This is a genomic window from Pseudomonadota bacterium (assembly GCA_018823285.1).
GTDB lineage: Bacteria > Desulfobacterota > Desulfobulbia > Desulfobulbales > JAGXFP01 > JAHJIQ01.
In genome coordinates this window covers 1-20,957 of record JAHJIQ010000024.1, presented here as the reverse complement: position 1 = coordinate 20,957, position 20,957 = coordinate 1, and the positions used below count along the sequence as shown (strand labels likewise).

Sequence of the window (20,957 nt, the reverse complement as noted above, 5' to 3'; positions counted from 1 at the left end):
TGGAATTGAGAATTACAGTTCAGTGAGCAGCGCGGTTCAGCGGGTGAATAGAAGACTGGCTGACAATGAACGGCTGCCAAAACAACTCGACGCAATCACCAAGAAAGCGACCAAAGGTCAAAAGCGGACTTGACCCCTATGCCAGCGGGTGAATAGAAGACTGGCTGACAATGAACGGCTGCCAAAACAACTCGACGCAATCACCAAGAAAGCGACCAAAGGTCAAAAGCGGACTTGACCCCTATGCCCTATGCTGGACCCCTATGCACTATGCCTATGCAAGGTCAAAAGCGGACTTGACCCCTATGTTTTGACCCCTATGTTGACCCCTATGTTCTACCCTCGGTTAAATTTCACACAAAATAATTTACTCTACCGGAACCATTCCCCTCCTTCGGCCGTTCTATACATTAACGGCTTGCAGGAATGTCCTGTTGCTAAAAAAAATTCTTACGGAGGAAAACCAAATGAAAAAAATCATTATTATTACCCTCGCAATGTTGTTGAGCGGCGGTGTAGCCCTTGCTGCAGGTGGCAAAAACCACGGAACAACGGGAAAAGGTAAGGTTGTGACGGGAAGCAACGCCCAGGGTCAGGCCAGCCAAGACCGCACCGGTCGTTAAGCTTAACGGGCCGCCGCGAAATGTTTTACAGGCCATGGTCATTTTGCGACGGCCCCTTTTTTTTCTGACCCACTTCCGCTTCGATCCTCAGGCTCCCCGGCGGATCAGCTCGAATTGTTCGGCGAGATGATTGAGGGGGCGCTGGGGTCGGACCACGTTAACTATACAAAATCATTAGAAATCATATGCAAAAACAGGCCTTTTTAGGCCCTATATTGACGTTTTTAAGGCCAAAAACGCCGCCGTCATGCTCCCTTTACCAGACGAATGAGATGGTTGACATCACTGTTCAGGTTATCCGACTGTTCCTTCATCTGTTCGGAAACCCCGAATGACCGCTCGGCATCGGCGGCAATCTCCTGGGTCATTTTGTCCAGCTCCAGAATGGATTTGTTGATCTGGGCAATGCCGGACGATTGCTGGTGAGACGCTTCGGCAATTTCTTTTAATAGTTTTGTCCCGGTCATGGTTTTTTCCGAGGCATTGGTAAATGAAATATCGGTATCACCTACCAGACTCACCCCTTTCTTTATCCTTTCATTTGTTCCTTCAATCATCCCGGATGTTTCTTTGGCCGCCTCCGCCGCACGCATGGCCAGGTTTCGCACCTCGTTGGCCACTACCGCGAATCCGGCCCCGGCTTCTCCGGCACGGGCGGCTTCAACCGCCGCATTTAAAGCCAGCAGATTGGTCTGAAATGAAATTCCATCGATAATCTTTATGATCTTGAACGTCTCTTCATTGGAGGCGACTATTTCCTCCATTGCCCGGCTCAATTTCTTCATCGCTTCAGTTGCTTCTTTCATTATGGTATTTGCTTCATCCATGAGATCGTTGGCGCCGGATGCGTTTTCAGCGTTCTGCCTGGTCATGGCTGAAATCTCTTCAAGGGAGGCGCTTGTTTCTTCAAGGGCCGCTGCCTGCTGTGAGGCGTTATCCGAGAGTGACTGGCTGGAAAGAGCCGCCTTTTGCGAGACGTCGGTTACCGATTCCATACTTTGAGCCAGATTTTCAATAATCGAGTTGATCGGCCGGCTGACCTGGCGATCCATTACCAGATAGATCATCCCGATAGTTGCCAACAACAGAAGCAGGCAACCGAGCACCAGATACATTTGCAGTTCGGAGATGGTGTTGTTAAGCGAGGTGAGATCATAGCTGAAAGAGAGAACGCCTCCCTGCTCACCGACCTGCCAATCGTGATGGCACCGGATACAGTCCATAACAACTACCTGGGGTGACAGGATCCGGATTCGATCATCCCAGACATCAATCACCATTTCTTTGCTTGAGAGCAACTCCGGAGAAAGATTGATCGTGTTTTCAGAACCGTTTTGAGTGGAGGAAATATTTAATTTGCCGGTACGATCAAACAGGGAAACGTTAAGAACCCCCTCAATTTCCTGTTGCTGAGAGAGAAGCTTCTGAAAATTCTTCATCTGCCCTCGTTCCAGAGAGCCCTTCACCCCTTCATGAAACGACTTGAATATGTTTTTTGTCGAATCCACATAATTACGGGTCATCGCGTTCTTTACATAAGAACTGAGAAAGACCGTGCCGCCGACCAGGGAAAAGAACAAAACAAGCAACACCGAAACCATGACCCTGAGAGTAACCGACCGACCTGTCATGAACGTTCCCTTCATTGTTCGCACCTATATTTTCAACTTGCGATTTTCTGAAATGCGGTAAAAGGGGAAATTCTTCTTCTTGGCGAAATCGGGAGAGGCACACCCGATGCATGGCGCATTGGTATCAATGCACCATGTCTGTCCTCCATTCCACCACCGGCTGGAGCAATCGGCATAAGTATTAGGCCCCAGACAGCCCAGCTTGAAAAGGCAACCCTTATCCCCGAGTTTTTCAGCAAACATCTGTTCCTGAAAGGCATGATATCGGGGGCAGGTGTCATGGACCTTCCGATCATAAAACAATTTTGGAGCCCCGTTTACCAATTCGGGGACACCGACTTTGACCAGATGGGTAATTGTATGCCAGACCCAATCCGGATGGACCGAGCAGCCGCGAATATTTACCACCAGTTTGTCGATATTCCTCTTGCGGTAAAACTCCTGCAGACCGATGGCCCCGGTCAAATTCCCTTCAGCTGCCGGAATGCCGCCGTCGCAGGCACAGGTCCCGACAGCTACGGCCCCGGCCATGGTTTCAGCTGCCTGCTCAAGGTAATAAGCGAATGGCTTGTCGCCGATCATACAGGCCTCCGGCATTAACTCCGGAATGGCGCCTTCCACGGCAAGAAAATAATCCCCCGCCTGGCCGGTGACATATCGCTCAATGAGGTCAATGGCCTTTCTCCCGGAAATGGCCGACAGATCGGCATGGAAAGCGAGTTGTGAATAATCTGTGATGAGATAGAGAGGTGAAGGCGAACTTGCCTGGAGAAGTGAAATGGAGCATCCCGTACAGGACAGCCCCTGCAGGTAGATCAGCTTGGGAATCGTTTTCTGGTTGATCTGTTTCAAGGCGGCAGCAACAGGCTGCGGGAGATTTCCAATGCCAAGTGAGGCTGTCAGAGTTGCGGCAAGCCTTAAAAAATCTCGTCTATCCAGCATAATGCTCCTTTTCGATCTTTAGAACTGAAGCTCACAGCCGCGGATGAATGTATGACCGGGACCATGTAGAAAACGTTTGCTTTGCATGTGCACAAAAATTTCAAATTCGCAAATTTCTTAGTATCAGTGGACTGAACAGGCGATGCACGGATCAAAGGAATGGACGATCCGCAACGATTCCAGCTGCTCCCCCGGGTTGGCAACGCGGGTTCCGATCAGCGCTGATTCCATTGCCCCGGGATTACCATTGTCATCGCGGGGGGAAGCATTCCAGGTGGTGGGAACCACACAGGCATACCTGTCTATTTTGTAGTCCTCAATTTTTATGTAATGCAGGAGGGCGCCCCGGGATGCCTCGGTGGCCCCATAACCTTCGCCACTGCGCGGGATTTCGATTTCCGCCATTGTCGGTTGACCGTGATCAATTCTTTCCGTCTCATCCAGCAGAAAATCAGCGATCACCACCCCGCTGATCGCCCGACAGAGATGTCTCCCAAGGACGGAGTTCAGCTGATTGGCGGTGATATTGGCAATGCCGGCAAATTTTTCGACCAGGGCTTTTACTTTCTGGTTATGCCCCCGGGTATAATCAACCAGCACTCTTGCTGCCGGCCCGACCTCTATCATCCGGCCACCATATCTTGGCGCCTTGGTCCAGGAATAGGCCGATTTTTTGTGCGGATCAGGAATCAATTCCGAGTTTTTTACCTTGAGGCCGCTGCCTGAAGAATACTTGGAAAAAGCCACATCCTCGGTAATCATCTGAAAATCGACCGGCGATATTTTCCCGTCCAACAATATCCCGGAAGCGAACAGACGTTCACTGTCAAGAGACGAAGTCAGTGGCAGCAGACCATAGGACATAAAACCTCCCTTGCTCGCGCCGATATTCCAATACTCCGGAAAACCCTGGGCCACGGCGACAAGATCAGGGATATAAACATTATGATAAAAGTCCCGTACTTCCTGAATGATCGCCTGATAGGAAACGATGTGATCAATGCGGGCCTCCTGGGTGGATCCACCCGGGAAAATTGCGGTGGAATGGGGAAATTTCCCTCCGAATATTGCTGCGGCCCGGTTGGCTTTCTTCTGAATCTCCATTGCGTCAAGGTAATGTTTCAGAGCCCCGATGTTCAGGTCCCGGTCTTCGATGTACCTGCCGGAAATCCTCGGGAGAAAAGGAGCTGCGGGAAACGGTTTTCCTGATGCCAGTTCGGACTGGACCCAGCTTTTCAACTTCAGAAGCTCGGAATCACGACCGCCATATTGGAGAATCGCCGTGACATCAACAAAATCCAGGGCCGAAAGCTGATAGAAATGGAGAAGATAGTCATACAGATGGTTTGCCCCCTGGATCAGGTTATGGAAAATCCTGCCGTTTTTCGGGACATTCAGGCCGTAAGCCTGTTCCTGCGCGTAAGATGATGCAATGGCGTGGGCATAGGGACAGACGCCGCATATCCGCTGGGTGATCTGTTGCGAATCAAGGGGGTCGCGGCCCTGCAGAATCACCTCAAAGCCGCGGAACATCTCCCCCATACAACGGGCATCGACAACGACATTGTTTTCCACCGTGGTTTGCACGTTCAGGTGGCCTTCTATCCTGGTAACGGGACCGAGGTCGATTCTCATCGAAACTCTCCGAATAGTTGTTTTATGATGTGGACGTTGGCCGAACATTACTTGTCCGGCAATGCTTTTCCTCCCGAGGCACGTATGAACATTCTAGGCACAAGCACAAACAAAAGTACAACCAATTTTTCAGTTCAGATCCAGAGGATGGTTTGTTTTGGAAAAGTGCGGGTTACTGCAATTGAAAGGACGAGGAGCGAGCGTTATGAAAGATCCCATAATAAAAGAAAACTTGATTGGCACCTAATAAAGACCTATAATATGTACAAAATTCAGGTCCTTAAAAAAATGGAGGGTACCACATGGAATCTGTATTGGCAGGATGTTCGGCAAGCATTTCGGAGTTAAAGAAAAATCCATCCGCGCTGATTGAGCAGTCTGGCGGAGAACCAATAGCGATCTTAAATCATAATCGGCCAACGGCATATCTCGTTCCTGCTGAAACGTACGAAGCCTTACTTGAAAAAATTGAAGATTATCAACTGGGAGTTTTGGTTCAGGAACGGCAACACGAAAAAATCTCCGCGGTGGAAGTAACTTTAGATGAATTATAAATTAAAATTTCTTCCAACGGCTCTGAGGGAATGGAAAAAGCTAGACAACTCCGTCCAACTCCAATTCAAGAAGAAACTTAAAGAGCGGCTTGAATCTCCGCATGTACCAAGTTCTCAGCTTTCCGGTTTTGAAAACCATTACAAAATCAACCTTCGGGCAAGCGGATATCGCATAGTTTATGAAGTTGTCGATAAAGAGATATATATCCTCGTAATCGCTGTCGGCAAAAGAGATAAAAATCAGGTCTATAAAAAGGCCCAAATTAGGAATAACGATTAATCGGATAGCCGGGGCACACCACTTCAGCATGCGGCTCTCCCCCAATGGCACTTCCGAAGGGCGCCCAACAGGGCGGTTCATATGGGATGATGCAGCTTGATCCATCCATCATGCAGCGAATATAACCCCTGAGATTTGAGATAAAGCTGAGTTGAGCAGCTCGTCTGCTCGTACGAAACTTATACCCGAAGGGTGTAAGCTTTGGATAATGCCTTTAAACTTGGAATTAAAATCCCTTCAGGTCGTCATTCTCTTCATTGAAATCCACTGCGATCATTTTATCCCCCCTCAGCGGCGCACAAGTACCTGTCAGGATGTCTCCTGCAGCTTGAAGTCGGGAGTTATGCCCTGGATGGGGGTGGCGCTGTCTGCTGCGGGGAGTTTATTGGCGCTTCATTCCGGCGACGGCGGATGATTGCCGGGTGGGAGAGGGACCTTGTTTTTCAAGAATCACCAGCGCGATTCCTCCGAGAATGGCGACGGACGATACTACCAGGCGGATGGTGATGACCTCATCGAGGAAAACGATGCCGCCCAGTGCGGCGATGACCGGGACACTGAGCTGGAGAATTGCCGCGCTGGCGGATGGCAACGCGGGCAACGCTGTGTACCAGATGGCATATCCAATCCCGGATGCCAGCGCACCGGATAAAACCGCATACCAGAATCCCGCTTCGTCCGGAGAGATGTCGGCCGGCGTCAACAGGCTCAATATTGCCGCGAAGGGAACAGCCCGCAGAAAATTTCCTGCCGTTACCCTGGTCGGATCTCCGGCGCCTTTGCCGCGCAGGGAGTATATTCCCCAGGCGACCCCGGCGCCGAACATCAGGATGGAGCCATCCAATGGTGGCGCCGAGAGGCCGGGCAGCATCAGGTTGACAAAACCTCCGCACGCAAGCAGAAGGCCGATAAGCTGCAGCCTTCGCAGGCGCTCGCCCATCCGGAGACCATGGCTGATCATGGTCGCCTGAACAGCGCCGAAGAGCAGGAGTGCACCGGTTGCTGCAGACAGGCTCAGATAGGCAAAAGAAAATCCTGCTGCGTATGTAAACAGGACAAATGCCGACAGCCAGTTCCCCCCGCCGACAGCCGCGCCTTTTCTTATTCGGACTATCAGCCAAAGCATCAATGCGCCGGAGAGCAACCTGATTGTCGTGAAGCTTGCCGGATCAATGGTGGTATGGTTGAGAGCGCCCCGACAGAGTAGTGAATTGCCGGCAAAAGCAATCATGGTAATGGACGTCAGGGTAATCAGGCGGATGGATGACATTGATCAGGACCGGGGTCTGATTGCATAGGGAAAGCACAACCGGATCAGGTCGGATCTCGAAATCATTTCTCAAGATCCAGCTTGGCAAAGGCCTGTTCCAGTTCCACGGAAACGGTCGGGCGGCCGTTTTGGTTCAGGGAGGTGCCGGTGGCCCTTGCTTTCAGAATCGGCTTGTCGTCGGGGAGGCGGTAGATATCCTGCAGGAAAACGAAGCGCAGGCGGGATTCTTTATGCATGTTGAGGCCGATCCAGAACCGGTCGCCGCTCTGCAGCGGGAATTTATAGTCGATCTCGATCCGCATCACCACCAGGTTGATCCGGTCTCTGGTGAAGGCGGCGAAGTCGATTCCGTATTCCTTTAAGAACTCATGCCGGGTGTGCTCCAGGTAATTCTGGTAGACCGAGTTGTTGACGATCCCCTGCATGTCGAGCTCGTAGTCACGGACCTGAAAATCCAGTCGGTAAAGATATTCTGTCATTTTTCCAGGGCTCCCGAGAGTATTTTGCTCACCATGATTCCGCTTGCCGGATGGCATTCTAACAGACGGCAGGAGAGCAGGCAATAGCAACGACCTCGGGAATGGATAGGGGATGATACCTGGTGTTGGCTGTGGCGCAAGGCGGTTTTCTTTTACGTTTTGTTGCTTGAAAGTCAGCTTTGGGCTGGGGAACGATCCGTTGCCCCCTCTTTTTTCTGCCGGTCGGCGGAGGGGAGGCGCAGGTCCATGGGGATGCCCCGGGTGGAGAGAATCAGCATCCTCGGTTCATCACCAATCCGCACCGGCTGGGGCAGAATCCGCTGCCGGAGCAGGGTCTGGATCTGTCTGACCGTGAGTGTCAGCCCCTTGAATTCCGGTTCGAAAACAAAGGGGCACCCCTCCTGCCAGCCCGAGCAGCCGAAAGCTCTCTTCCCTTTGACCACCTCTTTGCCGCAGAGCGGGCAGCTGGCCCAGTGGCCACTGTCGCCGTTGCCGACGGAATCGTTCTTGATCAGGCCACGGATGTAGTCGCCGATTCCGGTCATAAACAAGTCGGGGTCGAGCTGGCCGCGTTCGATCCGTTTCAGCTTCTCCTCCCATTCCCCGGTCATCTCCGGTGACTTGAGCAACGGGTCCCGGACCAGGGCAATGAGACAGCGGCCCATATCGGTGCAGCGCAGTTGCTTTTTCTCCCGGCGGATATAGTTGCGCTGCAACAGGGTTTCGATGATCGCGGCCCGGGTGGCGGGAGTGCCGATGCCGCGTTCCTTGAGTGCTTCGCGCAAAACATCGTCCTCGACAAATTTACCGGCCGCCTCCATGGCGCCGAGCAGCGAGTTTTCGGTAAAATGGCTGGGCGGTTTGGTTTTGCCTTCGTGCAGATACGGTTCATGGGGGCCGCTTTCTTCCTCCACGAAAGCGGGCAGGGACTGGTCGTCGTCAGCATCCTGGCCCTGGTTTTTTTTCGGGAAGAGGGTTGTCCAGCCGGGCTTGATGATTTGGGTGCCCTTGGCCTGAAACTTTACCTGATTGCTGATCCCGTCCACCGTGGTGATTTTTTTGCGGCAGGCCGGATAGAAAGCCGCGATGAACTGGGTGGCGATAACGTCGTACAGCAGCTGTTCGTTGTCGCCGATCTTGCCCGGTTTGACCCCGGTGGGAATAATGGCGTGGTGATCGGTCACCTTGCTGTCGTCGATGATCCTTTTGGTGAAAGGCAGTTTCGCGAGGTTCAGGGGTTCGATCTCATCCGGGCGGATCGTTTTGAGCTGGGCCAGGATTTTGGGAATGCGCGGCTTCATGTCCTCGCTCAGATACCTGGAATCGGTACGGGGGTAGGTGACCAGCTTTTTTTCGTAGAGATTCTGGGTGGCGGCCAGGGTATCGGCGGCCGACAAGCCATACCGCTTGTTCACATCCCGCTGCAGGGTGGTGAGGTCAAAAAGCTGCGGCGGCTGTTCATTGACCTCTTTGCCGGTAACCCCGCTGATGACAAAGGGGTGGCCCGTTATTTTCTCAAGCAGGGCGTGCGCCTTTTCCGGCTCTTCAAAGCGTTTGCCGGTGTGTTTGAACACCACCTCGCGATAACGGGTGGCGAGTTCCCAGAACGGCTGGGGCTGGAAATGAAGGATGGTATCGTCCCGCTCGACGATCATCGCCAAGACCGGGGTCTGGACCCGGCCGATGCTCCACAGGACCCGGTCCTTGCCGCCGCCGATGCGCCCGTGTTTGACCGTGTAGTACCGGGTGGAGTTGAGGCCGACGATCCAGTCGGATTCGCTGCGGCAGCGGGCCGCAGCATAGAGCGAATCGTAGTCGTGGCCGTCTTTCAGATTTTTGAAAGCCTCCTCAATCGCGTCGGGGGTGAGGGAGTTGAGCCAGAGGCGGCGGATCGGCTTGTCCTCGCAGTCGGCCTGGGCCAGGATGTAGCGAAAGATCAGCTCGCCTTCACGACCGGCATCGGTGGCACAGACGATCTCATCACTCTCCTTGCACAACGATTCGATAATATGGAACTGTTCATCCACCCCGCGATTTTTAATCAGGGCAAGCTTGAAGGTGTCCGGCACGAAGGGCAGGGTGTCCAGGGACCAGCGCTTGAGGGCAGGATCATATTCGCCGGGTTCCTGCAGGGTCACCAGATGACCGAAGGCCCAGGTGATCGCGCACCCCCGCCCTTCGATATATCCCTTCTTTTTCCCCGTGATCTTGAGGACCTCCGCAATGTCCCGGGCCACGGAGGGTTTTTCGGCAATCACAACCTTCATTGCTCTTTTTTCCCGCGCTCTATACTTTTTGACTGAATACAAACCGGACTGGCGACGGGTGGAAAGCGCTGCCTTCGACCCGGTTCCACACCCTAAACCTAATTTCAAACTGATGCAAGGAGGAGGAATAAATCAGGCAGGGAGAAGAGATTGCGCTGGTATGAACAGATGCCTTGAGTTGCGGGTTTCTTGTGTTGTAAACGATGTTCCAACTTTGCTTGGAATACCGGAAAGCAGGATGCGGGCAGGAACCGCATTCGATATAAAAGAGAAACCGGCCACGGGTTTTCGCCCGGTGCCGGCTTCTCGGTGACGCCTTTCTTTACCGTTTACTTTCCGTTGCCCGGAGGGGCAGGGCGGGTGGCAAAGAAATCTAAAACGGGATCTGTCAAATGACCGCTTTTATCGGCAGGACCTGTTTTTGGCACATCCCGGATCCGCACAGTCCACCAGGTTGTCGCCGTCATTGTCATAGCCGTCGGAGCAGGTCTCGTACTTGCCTTCCGGGCCGCAGATCCCAATGCCTGCGCAGTCGGGATCGGAGCAGTCGATCAGATTGTCGCCGTCGTTATCCATGCCGTCTGCACACATAGTTTCCTCGGCCGGGGGCGGCGGGGTGCTGCCGTCGGAGGGAATCGGGGTATAACGGATCGTGAAATTAGTCGGGGTCGGCCAGTTGGCATTGTTATCGACGGTGATCCAGAAATTGAGCCCGAGGTTCGCAAGGTCTTCAATCTGATCCATGTAATAGGGATTCGGATCGCCGGAGGCAATCGCCGCATCCTTTGAGGTGTAGACAACCGGGGCAAGATCGGAAAGCTGAACGATCTTCGGAATGCCGTCGGAGATGTAAGGTGCGCCATTGGCATCGAGCCCGACCTGTGACCGGTAGGTGACCCAGACGCCGTTACAGGTGTAGCCGGTCGTGTCATCCCCGGTGTGGGTGCCGGCCTTGGTGATGTCACTTGCATCGGCGCAGTTGATCATCAGGCGGTTGTCGGTGTTGATATCACTGTCATCATCGTAGTAAACCGCGATGGAGCAGGCGCTGCTGTTCAGCCATGGACCGAAGACATCAGAATAGGTCGTAGTAATACCGTCGCTGTTGATGGTATCTTCGGTTGCGATCATGCCGAAGCCCATTCTTTCAACGGGATTGAAATATCCGGGTTCCGGATGATAGGCATCCGGCGGTCCGGCCAGGCCCTGGGCATAGGTTGCAGAAAAGGTGTCTGCCTGGCTCTGGTAGGTGGTCACCGGCGTGGTCCAGTAGTTGCCGGCGGTATCGGAAAAGCCCAGCCCGTCGCCCGCGGTTGAAGGAACAAACTGGCCGTTGACCGTGAAACCGAGGTCGATGGTGAATCCATCCCAACGGCCGGTGGTGCCGTCGGTGAGTTTCTGCAGGCTGCGGTAGGTAGATTTCGGGCCATCGGAAACATTGAAGGAGACGTCAATCGGGCCGTCGATCAGGTTCTTGACCTTAAAGCGTTTGCTTGACTGCAGCGGGTCGCTGCACTGCTTGTCGCTCAGGTCATAGGGGTTGTAGCCGGTGGTCATCAGGCAGTTGGTGCCGTCCACATCATCGCCATTCACCACCTTGAGACCCGGAGCCAGTACATCGGTCTCTTTCCAGGTGATGGCGCCGTTGGTGGCCGTCATGCTCGAATCGGTATAAATGGTGCTGTAGTAGGTCACATACTCGGTATACGGGCCGGGAGGGACGATAACGGTGTCCATGTCCCAGCCGTTGATGATTCCCGCCTGGCTTGCCCCTGCTGCGGCAAGCACCCCTGCGGCCGTTGCCAGTAAAAGTCTTCCTGTCTTCATTTTTCCTCCTCCTTTATCAATCAAGATAAGTTGGTTGTGTGGTCCTGACTTTTTTTGGTTTCTTCATTTTTTCCATGCCATCGCGAATAGCATCCCGGGATACTGCACAATGAATGCCAATTACCCTATGCATGGATATCTTGTTGAATTAACGCTCTTCGCTGTGGGAGGAGATGGTTTGAGATGTGGTCCGGGTAGTCAGTTTCTGTTTTCAGCTCTCCAGATTCTGGTCAGTTGCCGGAGAAACCTGGAAAAACTGCAGATCAGGAAAAGGGGAGGGACGTCCTGGCGCCGGATTGCCCGATTTCGGAAGGAACCCGAGCGCTGAAGAAGGAGGCACAATGGTTGTCGGGATTTAAGCTATTTCACGATTTCGGCAGTACCCAGCAGTTCGAAAGGAACACTGAAGCCGAGCTTTTTCGCCGTGGTAAGGTTGACAGTCATTCCGCTTTTTGATGCCCTGCCGGGAGGGATGTTGGCGGGACTCTCGCCCTCCAGGACTTCCATGATCTTCAGGGCCATCCCCTTGCCCAGATATTCCGGCGAAGCGGAAGAAGAAATGAGAATCCCCATCTCACAGGTGCCGCTGAAAACAGAGGCGGAAGCCTTTCCGTTTGTCAGGAGGTTCTTGGCGATCAGGCCGATATTTTCCCGGCTGTTGATATTGCTGGCCGAGGTCAGCAGGGCTGCTTCAGCACCGGAAAGATCGAAGAAATCTGCGGAAAAGACAACATCGTAGTCGGCCTGGTCCAGAAAATTGACATCGTGGGCGTCGATTTTAATGACCTTGCCCCCCGATTGCAGAACAATCCGTTCCGCCGCTTCCATCTCCAGAACGGAATCCCTTTCCCGGCTTGAATAAAGGATCGCAAGCCTCGAATAGTTCGAGATTGTTTTCAGGTTTTGCAGCAGTTCCGCCAACGGCATGGTCGCATCCATTCCGGTGACATTGCCGGCCACGCCGCTCTCATCCGGGTAAAAAGCCCCGCCGTAGACAACCGGAAATTCAGGCTTCAGCCGAGTCACGAAGGCGGATACCGCCGAACCATAGGTGACGAGCACCCTGGAACCAAGGACATCAAATTTCCTGATGGCGTTTTTCCATGAGTCGGCGGAAGCTGCCGGGTTCTGGAGGATAAATTTTGGCGGGTTACCCCTGGCTTTGAACTCGTTCAGCATGGCATTATGCATAGCCGTATAATGGGGAATATCCTTGGCGGGCATCAGGGCGCCGACAACCTCCGCCGCGGCCGGTTCCGGCAAAAAAGAACAGAGAATATACGCCAGGATGATGGCGCGTACATAAACCGGAAGGTTTCTGCCGCAACGCTTCAGACAGGAGAAGGTTTTCTTCAGGAATGTAGTTGGATCGGCTGGAGTTGCAAAAACGGAATTGCAGACGGATTTTTTTCTGGTCATGGCTCTCTCCCCCCCCCAAGGAGTCATACGAAACAATCGCCTTCAAACATAACATTAAAAAAATCACAGGCCAAGCATCTAAATAAGATTGTCAGGATTTCTGTCATTCAGACCATAATTTTCCGACACTCGTGGCCGGGTGCACATGTACGGCGATATATTTCACCCCTTGGGAGGTACGAGTGCCGGTCAACGGAGAATTCCCGTCGGAAAATACCCACATCCCGAAAATAACATCTCATGGACTAAAGCAACTGCTTGCAGTAGAATTTGGACTGTCATGACCTGCAGTCGTCAAAATCCGGTCGCAAATGAACCTGCGTGTTTATTCTGTCAAAGGTTCTGACTTCAGATCAATGTTTCGGAGACGGGAATGGTTGTTGAAAACTGGGCGGAATATTTCAAGTTCTTCGCTGCGATGATGGCCATCGTCAATCCATTGGGCGCGGTGCCGGTTTTCATTAACCTGACCAGCAATCAGAATACCGATGCCCGAAGCAGGACAAGTGTGGTGTCTGCTTTATCCACCACCATTATTCTGCTCATTGTCCTCATTACCGGCGAGTTGATCCTGCAATTTTTCGGGATTTCGATCGCCTCTTTCCGGGTGGGCGGGGGAATCCTGATCCTGCTGATGGCCATCTCGATGCTCCATGCGAAGATGAGTCATGTCAAGCAGACGGAAGAGGAAGCGCTGGATTCCGAAGATCGGGAGGCGGTGGCGGTGGTCCCTCTGGCGACTCCATTGCTTGCCGGACCGGGTGCGATCAGCACCGTGATCCTCTACGCCCAGAGGCAATCATCCCTCACTCATTACCTCGTTCTTGCCGGCGGAATCGTGCTCCTCGGGTTGATCACCTGGCTGGTCTTCCGCCTGGCGCCATTTCTCTCGAACCTTCTCGGCCGGACCGGAATCAACGTGGTGACCCGGTTGATGGGGCTCATCATGGCGGCGGTCGGGGTCGAGTTTATTGCCAACGGCCTTCGCCAGCTTTTTCCAGTCCTGGCAGGTTGATTCGCGCCTGTATTCATCTTCCATGGTGCCAATAAAAAAATATTCAATACAATGTTGTCGATAACAGACCGATTTTATCTCGGATAGCCAGATTACAACATCCAGACAAGATTGATCCGTGGTTATTTGATCGGAGAGACTTTTACCGGGGAGGCAAACCTTGAGGCCGCTCAAAATGACGGGGAATTGGCGCTGTTCTATGAGGCATGCAAAAGAGTAAAGGGGCTCCGAAACAAATCCGGAGACCCCTTTTCTATAAACTTGAAACATACTTAAAAGACGAGTTGCTTCCTGGCCGATTTAATCCCGATTAGGGATGGGGTTCAGGTTCTCGTCATAGTTATTCAGAAGTACCACTTGAGTTGACTCGTCAATCTGCCCCTTGATCATGGTGTTGGCGATTTTGCTTTTCCAGCCGGAGGCACACAGAGGTCCCTGCAACTGGGAATTCATAATGGTGAAATCTGCAATCCCGGCATCAATCGCGCAGGGATCTGCACCTTCGTTTGAATGATCCATCACGACCGTGGTATTAATGAATGTGCCTTTACAGTACTCGTCCCCCCACAGACCGGAGAACCCGCCCTGGGCATTATTGACCGAGGTGCTCTTCACATAACTGTCCTTTACGATAACTTCACTTGCCGCATCGTAGTCAAAATAGTTATAACAATCGACAACATGGGTACTGGCGTCATCACCCGCTGCCACACTGCTGACCAGTTTCGAGTTGACGATGGTCATCTTGGCACCATCACCTACGATAACAGCGTTTGAGTGGCCGCCCATGGCCTGGGTCTCAATGTCGACGTTGTTAAGGGTCGCTTTGGCGCTGTAGCCGGTGGCGCAGACACCGTTGTTTCTGTCACTGAAAACAGTATTGTCTCCGACCCGGATGGTAACATCCTCGATCAGCGCTTCGACGTTATTGACTACAATCGCCTGGGCCATATTTTGGTTGCCTTCATCAGGGGCTAGATTGCCGAGACGAATATGACGTACTGAGGTGTTGTTCGCCATAACGATAGTCCCTTCAGCACATGTATCGAAGTCGATATTGTTGACGCTTGAGGTGATTGTTGTGTTCTCCCTGCCGCTTCCTTCAAGATACACATATTCCTTCATCTGCAGAGAAGCATCGCCGATATCGTAAACACCGGGCATTACCTTGACAAGATAGGGGTTTGCTGCGGAAGCACCGCTGATGGAATTAACTGCGGCGACAGGACTGGTGAAATCACCACCGCTTAAGGCAACAACAACTACATTTGCCGGCTTGGTCTGGGCATGAGTATGGTTCCCGGCAGCAACCGTGCCTGCAGAAGTGCCGACATTCAGTTTAGAAGTAGAAATCGTGCCGGAAATCTTGGCATCGGTGACAGCTCCATCCTGAATATGACCCGTTTTCACACCACTGCCGGAGGTTGTGTCCTGACCGGTGATACCGTCCGCCTCATCGATATGGCGTGACTGAATCTCATCAGTCCTTGCAGCAAGAGCATTTCCCACCAGGCAGAGCGAAGCCAAGAACATACATCCGGTAATTCCAATCATCTTTTTCTTCATTCTTCATTCCTCTTTTTTTGTTGATATACAATTCTGATTCATCCCCCGTGGTTGAACCATATTGATACATTCAGGACTTCAGCTCTCGTATAAATTTTCTGTCGGTCGAGAGAAAAGTCACTAGCAGCATTTCAGAGTGGAAAAGAGGGGCGGCCCCGGATTTAAATTTTCATTGAATACTGCTAAATGAAAGCAACGATAAAAGTGCAATGCAAAGAAACAACTTCCCCATCTATTGTTTGTTAATCCACCTAAAAATGGTCATGTAATTAAAAACGCCAATCCTGTCAAGCAGATTAGTCATCTGAAAAATGAAGGTTAAACAACAAGGGGTAGGTTGGAAAAATATGTCAAAATACTTCTTTTTGTTATTTACTTGATATTATTTAATAAATATTTGTTTTGAGGTTGGTTCGCCAAATATTTGTTCAGAGACAAAATTAACGGATAGGAGAGATTGCAAAAAGAAAAAAACATAACAAAAAAGCAGATTATCAGACCTTTCAAGATGTCAGGTTTCTATAGATAACCGGCATGCGGATCGGCAGGTCGCTGACCTTGTCGAGAAAGATGTAATTTACTTCACCGTACATGTGGGCGTTGTAGTCGTGGGCCTGCTGGTCGATGGTGATGCAGAAGGGGTGAATGCCGGCCGCTTTGGCCTCGATCAGGGCATGGCGGGTGTCCTCGATGGCATATTCTCCCTTGTAATCATCGTAATCCTCGGGTTTGCCGTCGGACAGGACGATCAGCAACCGGACCCTGGCGTCAACTCCCTGGAGCATCCTGATTGCATGCCGCACCGGCGGGCCCATTCTGGTGTATTCCTGCGGGGCAATTGCGGCGATCCTGCCCTTGATTTCCTCGCTGTACGATTCGGAAAAGTCCTTGATATGGTAAAAATCAGACCGGGTGCGACGCATCCCGGAAAAACCGGCGATCGCATACCGGTCGCCCAGAACTTCGAGGGATTCGCCCATCAGGATCAGGGCCTCCTTCAGCGCTTCGCCGACCCAGCCTTCCGTTGACGAGGACATGTCGATCAGAAACATCCCCGCGATATCACGATCATCCCGCTTCAACCGGATAAAGAGCTTTTCCGACTCCGGCCGCCCGGCACGGGTATCCGAGATTGATTCGACAACCGCATCCAGATCGATCTCATCTCCCTCACGCTGCCTTCGGACCAGCCGTTCGGCAGAGCGCAGCATCTCAAACTGCCTTCGCAGCCTGATCAGCAACCCGCGGTATTTGTCGAGGGTCTTTTGAACGAAGGTCCCCTTGACCGGATGCACCCTTTTTTCATTCAGATGGCACCAGCTCTTTCGGAATCCGGCCCGCCGATAGTCCCACTCGTCGTAGGTGATTGCTCCCGGAAGAGATTCCCCTCCGGGAGTCGCGGCAGTGGTCGGCGGGGCCTCACCCCTGCCGGCCAGGCCCTGGGCCGCAGAGATGTAGTCATCAGGGATCTTGCCAAGGTCTCGGCTGATCTCTGCTGCCAGTTCCTGCAGCGCTTCCGGAATTTCGAGATCGGGTCCGCCGATGATCAGAAGTTGGCTGGAGATGTCTTCAGGGTTTTCTGCAGGCCCAGAGTAATCTCTTTCTTCCTGATCGGCAGGAGAGATGAGAAGGGCGACGGCGTTATCGCTGTTGAAGCGGGCTGGAGATTCTCCGGACTCACTTGTTGGCTCCGGTTCTTCCTCGGGCATAGGTTTGCTGTCCGGGAGAATCGCGGCTAGCGCTTCAATAAATTTCTGCCGGGTTTCGTCCCTTTCCTGCAAGCGGACCTGCCGGGCGGCAGCCGGCCGCAGTCTGCCAAGAAAGGGCAGGGGGGCTACCGGTTCATACGGTTCCCTTAAATCGTCAAGCAGGGCGTAGATCGCGGCCGTCTTTTTGGCGGAATCTTCGGCAGATTCGGAGGGGTTGAGGAATCGGGACAGGATCAGCCGGAACAGATCAGTGTCGGAAGTGTTGTTCGTCCGGTCGGTACGGCCGATCAGGAGAGAGTGGGCCAAAATCTCCACCAGCAGGCTTTTCCCGGATAAAGCGACCTCCGGAAAGCGGCTTTTCGCGAGTTCTGCGCGCAGTTCAGCAGTATCCCGCCAGAGGCCCGGATAGTCTTCAGAAATCAGGGTCAAGACTCGCCAGCCTTCGGCCAGGGTAAACAGATCTTCCGCGAGAGGTGGTTCGGGGAAAATCTTCCAGAAATCATCGGCCGTTATCGGCTTAAGGCTGTAGGGGGCGTTGTACTTTTGCTGCAGGGTTTTCAGCCATGGAGATTCCGGAGTGATGACCATCTCGAAAGTGCGGGCCCTGATCAGGCATAACTGGGTGGTGACCATCAGTTTGTAGAGCAGGAAATTGTCTGCCTCGCGCGAAAAAGCAGATAGTTTTCCGGGAAGAAAGATCCTTGCGGTATCGGTGTAAAGCGCACTTCCTTCTTCAAGGGCAATCCGGCGCCGGGCGATCCCGGCAGCATATGGCAACAGCCGGGGGAGAACCGTTTCCAGGGAGACCCCGGTTTCACCACGGAGCCGGCAGAGAAAATTTTTCTCGACATCGACCATGAAGGATTGCGCCTCTTTCAGGCCGTTTTTTTCGTAAGTGTCCAGAAGCTCCGCCACCCAGACGCCGACCTGTTCGTCAGCAAGGCACCCCATGACGCGGTCGGCACAGTTCAGATAGGAGTAGCAGAGGGAATTGCTCACCGGCCAGATCGCCTGAATCTGCTGGAGAATTCTCTCCTGCCTGGATTCAGGGAGTTCGAGCAGCGGCTCCAGATTCTCCTCGACCTCCCAGTCGCTGGGCAGCGGCGGCGGCAGGAGATCGAGAAATCGCTCTTTAAGAATCGCAGCGTTCATCGTTTGCCCCGGTTAGAAAAGCGAACTGACCATTTCGCTGATTGCCGCAAGCAACTCCGGCTCGTCGGTCAGGGTCTCGGTGATGGCGGCCCGGCAGGCCCGCCGTTTGTCCATCCCGGAAACAACCAGCTTGCCGGCGTGAATCAAAAGCCGGGTGCTCGCCCCTTCCTGCAGCCCTTCATTTTTGAGATGCCTGGTCATGGCGGCCAACCGGACCAGGGCGGAACCGGTTTCATGATCAAGTCCGGACTCATGGCAGACGATAGCCGTCTCCAGTTCCGCATCCGGATACTCAAATTCGATGGAGACGAAGCGCTGCCGGGTTGACTGCTTCAAATCCTTCAACACGCTCTGGTAACCGGGATTGTAAGAGATCGCCAGCATGAACTCGGGAGGGGCACTCAGGAGTTCACCGCGTTTTTCGATCGGCAGTTCCCGCCGGTCATCGGCGAGGGGATGAATCACCACGATGGTGTCTTTTCGTGCTTCAACCACCTCATCGAGATAGCAGATCGCCCCGTGGCGAACGGCCATGGTCAGGGGGCCGTCAACCCAGACCGCCTCGCCGCCCTTGATCAGAAACCGCCCGACCAGGTCCCCGGTGGAAAGATCATCATGGCAGGAAACCGTGATCAACGGGCGTTTCAGCTTCCAGGCAAGATGCTGCATGAAGCGGGTCTTGCCGCAACCGGTCGGCCCTTTCAGCAGCAGGGGAATCGTGTGTTGATAGGCCGCCTCGGCAATGGCAAGTTCATCGTCCTGGGGCAGGTAAAAAGGCTCATCTCGGATAATATGTTCGGCAAGGCGCTGTTCGACAATCTTCATAAAACCTCCATCGGAATTCGAGAAGACTATAAGAATCATTCCTGATTTTTCAACGGATGGTTTTTACGAAAGTCAAGCCGTTTTATACGGTGCAAATCAGTTGTGTTGCAAAATAACCCCTTAGCGCCTAAAATATCCCAAACGGCAAAGTTTCATGCCCAATACGAAGGCTTGTTCTAATGAAAGTATGCGAAAAAACAAAGAAATTACGGAAGAGCAAAAAACTGACGCAGGGTGAGTTAGCGGAAAAAGCGGGAATCAGCGGGAATCATCTCAGTCGCCTTGAAAGGGGGGTGTTTCAGCGCTCCATCGATGTAGTAAAGCGTCTTGCTCAGGTCCTGGACGTCAATGTTTACGGACTTCTTTCCGGAGAAGACGAAGCTTCACCGGCGGTGAGCATAAAAAACAAAGAATTGACTGAACGCGTCCGGATGATCGACCAACTGAAGCCGGATGATCAACAAGCTATCATGCGAGTGATCGACTCCATGCTCACGAGGCACAAAATGCAGAAACTGCTTACCGGTTCCATAGTGGAGGCATAGACCGCATGCCTACGATATTGAGGATCGGACCCTATAAATTTTACTTTTACAGCCATGAACCAAACGAGCCGCCCCACGTTCATGTTGACTGTGACGATCTGTCGGCAAAATTTTGGCTGACGACAGTGCAACTTGCCAGGAATGTCGGCTTTAGTCCCCGTGAGTTGAATAAGCTGGAAGCCCTCGTGCAGGAGAATCAGAAAATATTGATGGAGAAATGGTATGGGTATTTTGGCACTGGCAGCAGATGAGAGGGTGAAAGGAGTTCATTTCACCGAGGACACCTTGAGCGTCGATCTGATGGATGGCCGAACAATTACGGTGCCACTTGCGTGGTATCCGTCATTACAACATGCAACGCCGGATCAACTGGCACACTGGGAGTCATGCGGCGGAGGCTACGGCATCCACTGGCCGGATATCGACGAACATCTCAGCACCGAAGGATTGCTTCGGGGCGCACCGGCGCCGAGGTCGCAGTTTGTCCAGGAATCCAGACCGCAAGGATAACGGAGGGGCTGACGTGCTCGGGCTTCAGCCGCTGCGCGTCTGGAGTTTATGCCCGAATGGGTGCTTCCTGCGCTCGCAGCCCAACCCGACTTTAATTCATCACCCCAAACCCCTCGAAGGGGTTCATGGTATGTGGTTGTCATATTTTGTGCAGGCTATGTCCGGCGGGAATCGGATGCCGGGGCGTTGCCCGCATAAAATCCGCCAACCACTATCTGATTACAGCACCCGCCCGGCAAACCCATCCCGCCCTCAAGGGCTCCCCTATTTTTATAAAAAAAGGCATTGATAGGTCTCAAATGCCTTAAACAATAGATCTGTCCAAGTTTTCTTATCTACGAAGAAGTTTCAATAAGTTAGGAATAACAAATCTTGCAATAGCAATAATAAAGATTATTCCAAAAGGAACTGCTGATCTAAAACTTCCAGTTAAAAAATACACAATGCATGTTGATAGAGCCCACAAAACAACACCATAAAATATTGCCTTAACAATATTGCTTTTGTATTTCTGCATTACATAAAAATCCTAAGCGAGTTAATAAGCTGGTGTTGCGCCGATTATAAAATTTGGTTCATTCGTCTTTAAGTTGAAAGCCGTGGATTAAGCAGTCCGCAGTGTTGGTGGATTTTGAGGAGGAAATAGGCAACGTCTTTGTAGCCGTAGGCCATCCTCTTCAATCGTTTAATCTTGTTGTTGATGCCCTC

The 20,957-nt window shown here is 52.5% G+C and carries 19 protein-coding genes; 7 read left to right on the top strand and 12 right to left on the bottom strand.

Annotation, left to right across the window (positions count from 1 at the left end):
* Nucleotides 1-467 precede the first annotated feature (467 nt).
* Nucleotides 468-623 (top strand): hypothetical protein, encoded by a 156-nt coding sequence (locus KKG35_06910; protein ID MBU1737856.1) that lies wholly within the window; start codon nt 468-470, stop codon nt 621-623.
* Between the two features lie 245 nt (nt 624-868).
* On the opposite strand, the gene KKG35_06905 is transcribed toward KKG35_06910, so the two are convergent.
* The 3 genes from KKG35_06905 to KKG35_06895 all read right to left on the bottom strand — a co-directional run bounded on the left by KKG35_06905 (nt 869) and on the right by KKG35_06895 (nt 4,831).
* Nucleotides 869-2,254 carry a chemotaxis protein gene (locus tag KKG35_06905; protein ID MBU1737855.1) on the bottom strand — a complete coding sequence of 462 codons (1,386 nt, stop codon included), beginning with the start codon at nt 2,252-2,254 and terminating at the stop codon, nt 869-871.
* A gap of 24 nt (nt 2,255-2,278) precedes the next feature.
* Nucleotides 2,279-3,196, bottom strand: a complete 918-nt coding sequence (locus KKG35_06900) for a hydrogenase small subunit (protein ID MBU1737854.1) — start codon at nt 3,194-3,196, stop codon at nt 2,279-2,281.
* Nucleotides 3,197-3,319: 123 nt separating this feature from the next.
* Complete coding sequence (locus tag KKG35_06895) at nt 3,320-4,831, bottom strand: nickel-dependent hydrogenase large subunit (protein ID MBU1737853.1); 1,512 nt, start codon at nt 4,829-4,831, stop codon at nt 3,320-3,322.
* Nucleotides 4,832-5,133: 302 nt separating this feature from the next.
* Between KKG35_06895 and KKG35_06890 the strand changes: the two genes are divergently transcribed.
* Together KKG35_06890 and KKG35_06885 are read left to right on the top strand one after the other, a co-directional pair.
* Nucleotides 5,134-5,385: a type II toxin-antitoxin system Phd/YefM family antitoxin gene (locus tag KKG35_06890; protein ID MBU1737852.1), complete on the top strand. Its 252-nt coding sequence runs from the start codon at nt 5,134-5,136 to the stop codon at nt 5,383-5,385.
* Nucleotides 5,375-5,665, top strand: a complete 291-nt coding sequence (locus tag KKG35_06885) for a type II toxin-antitoxin system RelE/ParE family toxin (GenBank protein ID MBU1737851.1) — start codon at nt 5,375-5,377, stop codon at nt 5,663-5,665. Before KKG35_06890 ends, KKG35_06885 begins: the two co-directional genes overlap by 11 nt.
* A 382-nt stretch (nt 5,666-6,047) precedes the next feature.
* Here the strand turns inward: KKG35_06885 and KKG35_06880 are convergent, their stop codons facing one another.
* The 5 genes from KKG35_06880 to KKG35_06860 form a co-directional block, all read right to left on the bottom strand.
* Entirely contained in the window at nt 6,048-6,935 is an 888-nt protein-coding gene (locus KKG35_06880) for a DMT family transporter (GenBank protein ID MBU1737850.1), read from the bottom strand.
* A 62-nt stretch (nt 6,936-6,997) separates the two neighbouring features.
* Nucleotides 6,998-7,414 carry an acyl-CoA thioesterase gene (locus KKG35_06875; GenBank protein ID MBU1737849.1) on the bottom strand — a complete coding sequence of 139 codons (417 nt, stop codon included), beginning with the start codon at nt 7,412-7,414 and terminating at the stop codon, nt 6,998-7,000.
* Nucleotides 7,415-7,587: 173 nt separating this feature from the next.
* Nucleotides 7,588-9,681 (bottom strand): DNA topoisomerase 3, encoded by a 2,094-nt coding sequence (locus KKG35_06870; GenBank protein MBU1737848.1) that lies wholly within the window; start codon nt 9,679-9,681, stop codon nt 7,588-7,590.
* Nucleotides 9,682-10,083: 402 nt separating this feature from the next.
* Entirely contained in the window at nt 10,084-11,508 is a 1,425-nt protein-coding gene (locus KKG35_06865; protein ID MBU1737847.1) for a choice-of-anchor F family protein, read from the bottom strand.
* 360 nt (nt 11,509-11,868) lie between these two features.
* Complete coding sequence (locus KKG35_06860) at nt 11,869-12,927, bottom strand: hypothetical protein (GenBank protein ID MBU1737846.1); 1,059 nt, start codon at nt 12,925-12,927, stop codon at nt 11,869-11,871.
* A 373-nt stretch (nt 12,928-13,300) separates the two neighbouring features.
* Here KKG35_06860 and KKG35_06855 point away from each other — a divergent pair, with 373 nt between their 5' ends.
* Entirely contained in the window at nt 13,301-13,942 is a 642-nt protein-coding gene (locus tag KKG35_06855; GenBank protein ID MBU1737845.1) for a YchE family NAAT transporter, read from the top strand.
* Between the two features lie 300 nt (nt 13,943-14,242).
* On the opposite strand, the gene KKG35_06850 is transcribed toward KKG35_06855, so the two are convergent.
* From KKG35_06850 to KKG35_06840, 3 genes are all read right to left on the bottom strand, one after another.
* Nucleotides 14,243-15,508 (bottom strand): hypothetical protein, encoded by a 1,266-nt coding sequence (locus KKG35_06850; GenBank protein ID MBU1737844.1) that lies wholly within the window; start codon nt 15,506-15,508, stop codon nt 14,243-14,245.
* Between the two features lie 503 nt (nt 15,509-16,011).
* On the bottom strand, nt 16,012-18,369 hold the full coding sequence (locus KKG35_06845; GenBank protein ID MBU1737843.1) for a VWA domain-containing protein: 2,358 nt from the start codon (nt 18,367-18,369) through the stop codon (nt 16,012-16,014).
* A 12-nt stretch (nt 18,370-18,381) separates the two neighbouring features.
* Nucleotides 18,382-19,194 carry a CbbQ/NirQ/NorQ/GpvN family protein gene (locus KKG35_06840; protein MBU1737842.1) on the bottom strand — a complete coding sequence of 271 codons (813 nt, stop codon included), beginning with the start codon at nt 19,192-19,194 and terminating at the stop codon, nt 18,382-18,384.
* 179 nt (nt 19,195-19,373) lie between these two features.
* Here KKG35_06840 and KKG35_06835 point away from each other — a divergent pair, with 179 nt between their 5' ends.
* Genes KKG35_06835 through KKG35_06825 form a run of 3 tightly spaced genes read left to right on the top strand, consistent with a single transcriptional unit; the run spans nt 19,374 to nt 20,249 of the window.
* Nucleotides 19,374-19,739, top strand: a complete 366-nt coding sequence (locus KKG35_06835; GenBank protein MBU1737841.1) for a helix-turn-helix domain-containing protein — start codon at nt 19,374-19,376, stop codon at nt 19,737-19,739.
* Nucleotides 19,740-19,744: 5 nt separating this feature from the next.
* Nucleotides 19,745-19,990, top strand: a complete 246-nt coding sequence (locus KKG35_06830; protein MBU1737840.1) for a DUF4160 domain-containing protein — start codon at nt 19,745-19,747, stop codon at nt 19,988-19,990.
* Nucleotides 19,962-20,249, top strand: coding sequence for a DUF2442 domain-containing protein (locus KKG35_06825; GenBank protein MBU1737839.1), 288 nt, complete (start codon nt 19,962-19,964; stop codon nt 20,247-20,249). The genes KKG35_06830 and KKG35_06825 overlap by 29 nt, the downstream gene beginning before the upstream one ends.
* 585 nt (nt 20,250-20,834) lie before the next feature.
* Here KKG35_06825 and KKG35_06820 read toward each other — a convergent pair.
* A partial coding sequence (locus tag KKG35_06820; GenBank protein MBU1737838.1) for a transposase occupies nt 20,835-20,957 on the bottom strand: 123 nt, incomplete at its 5' end.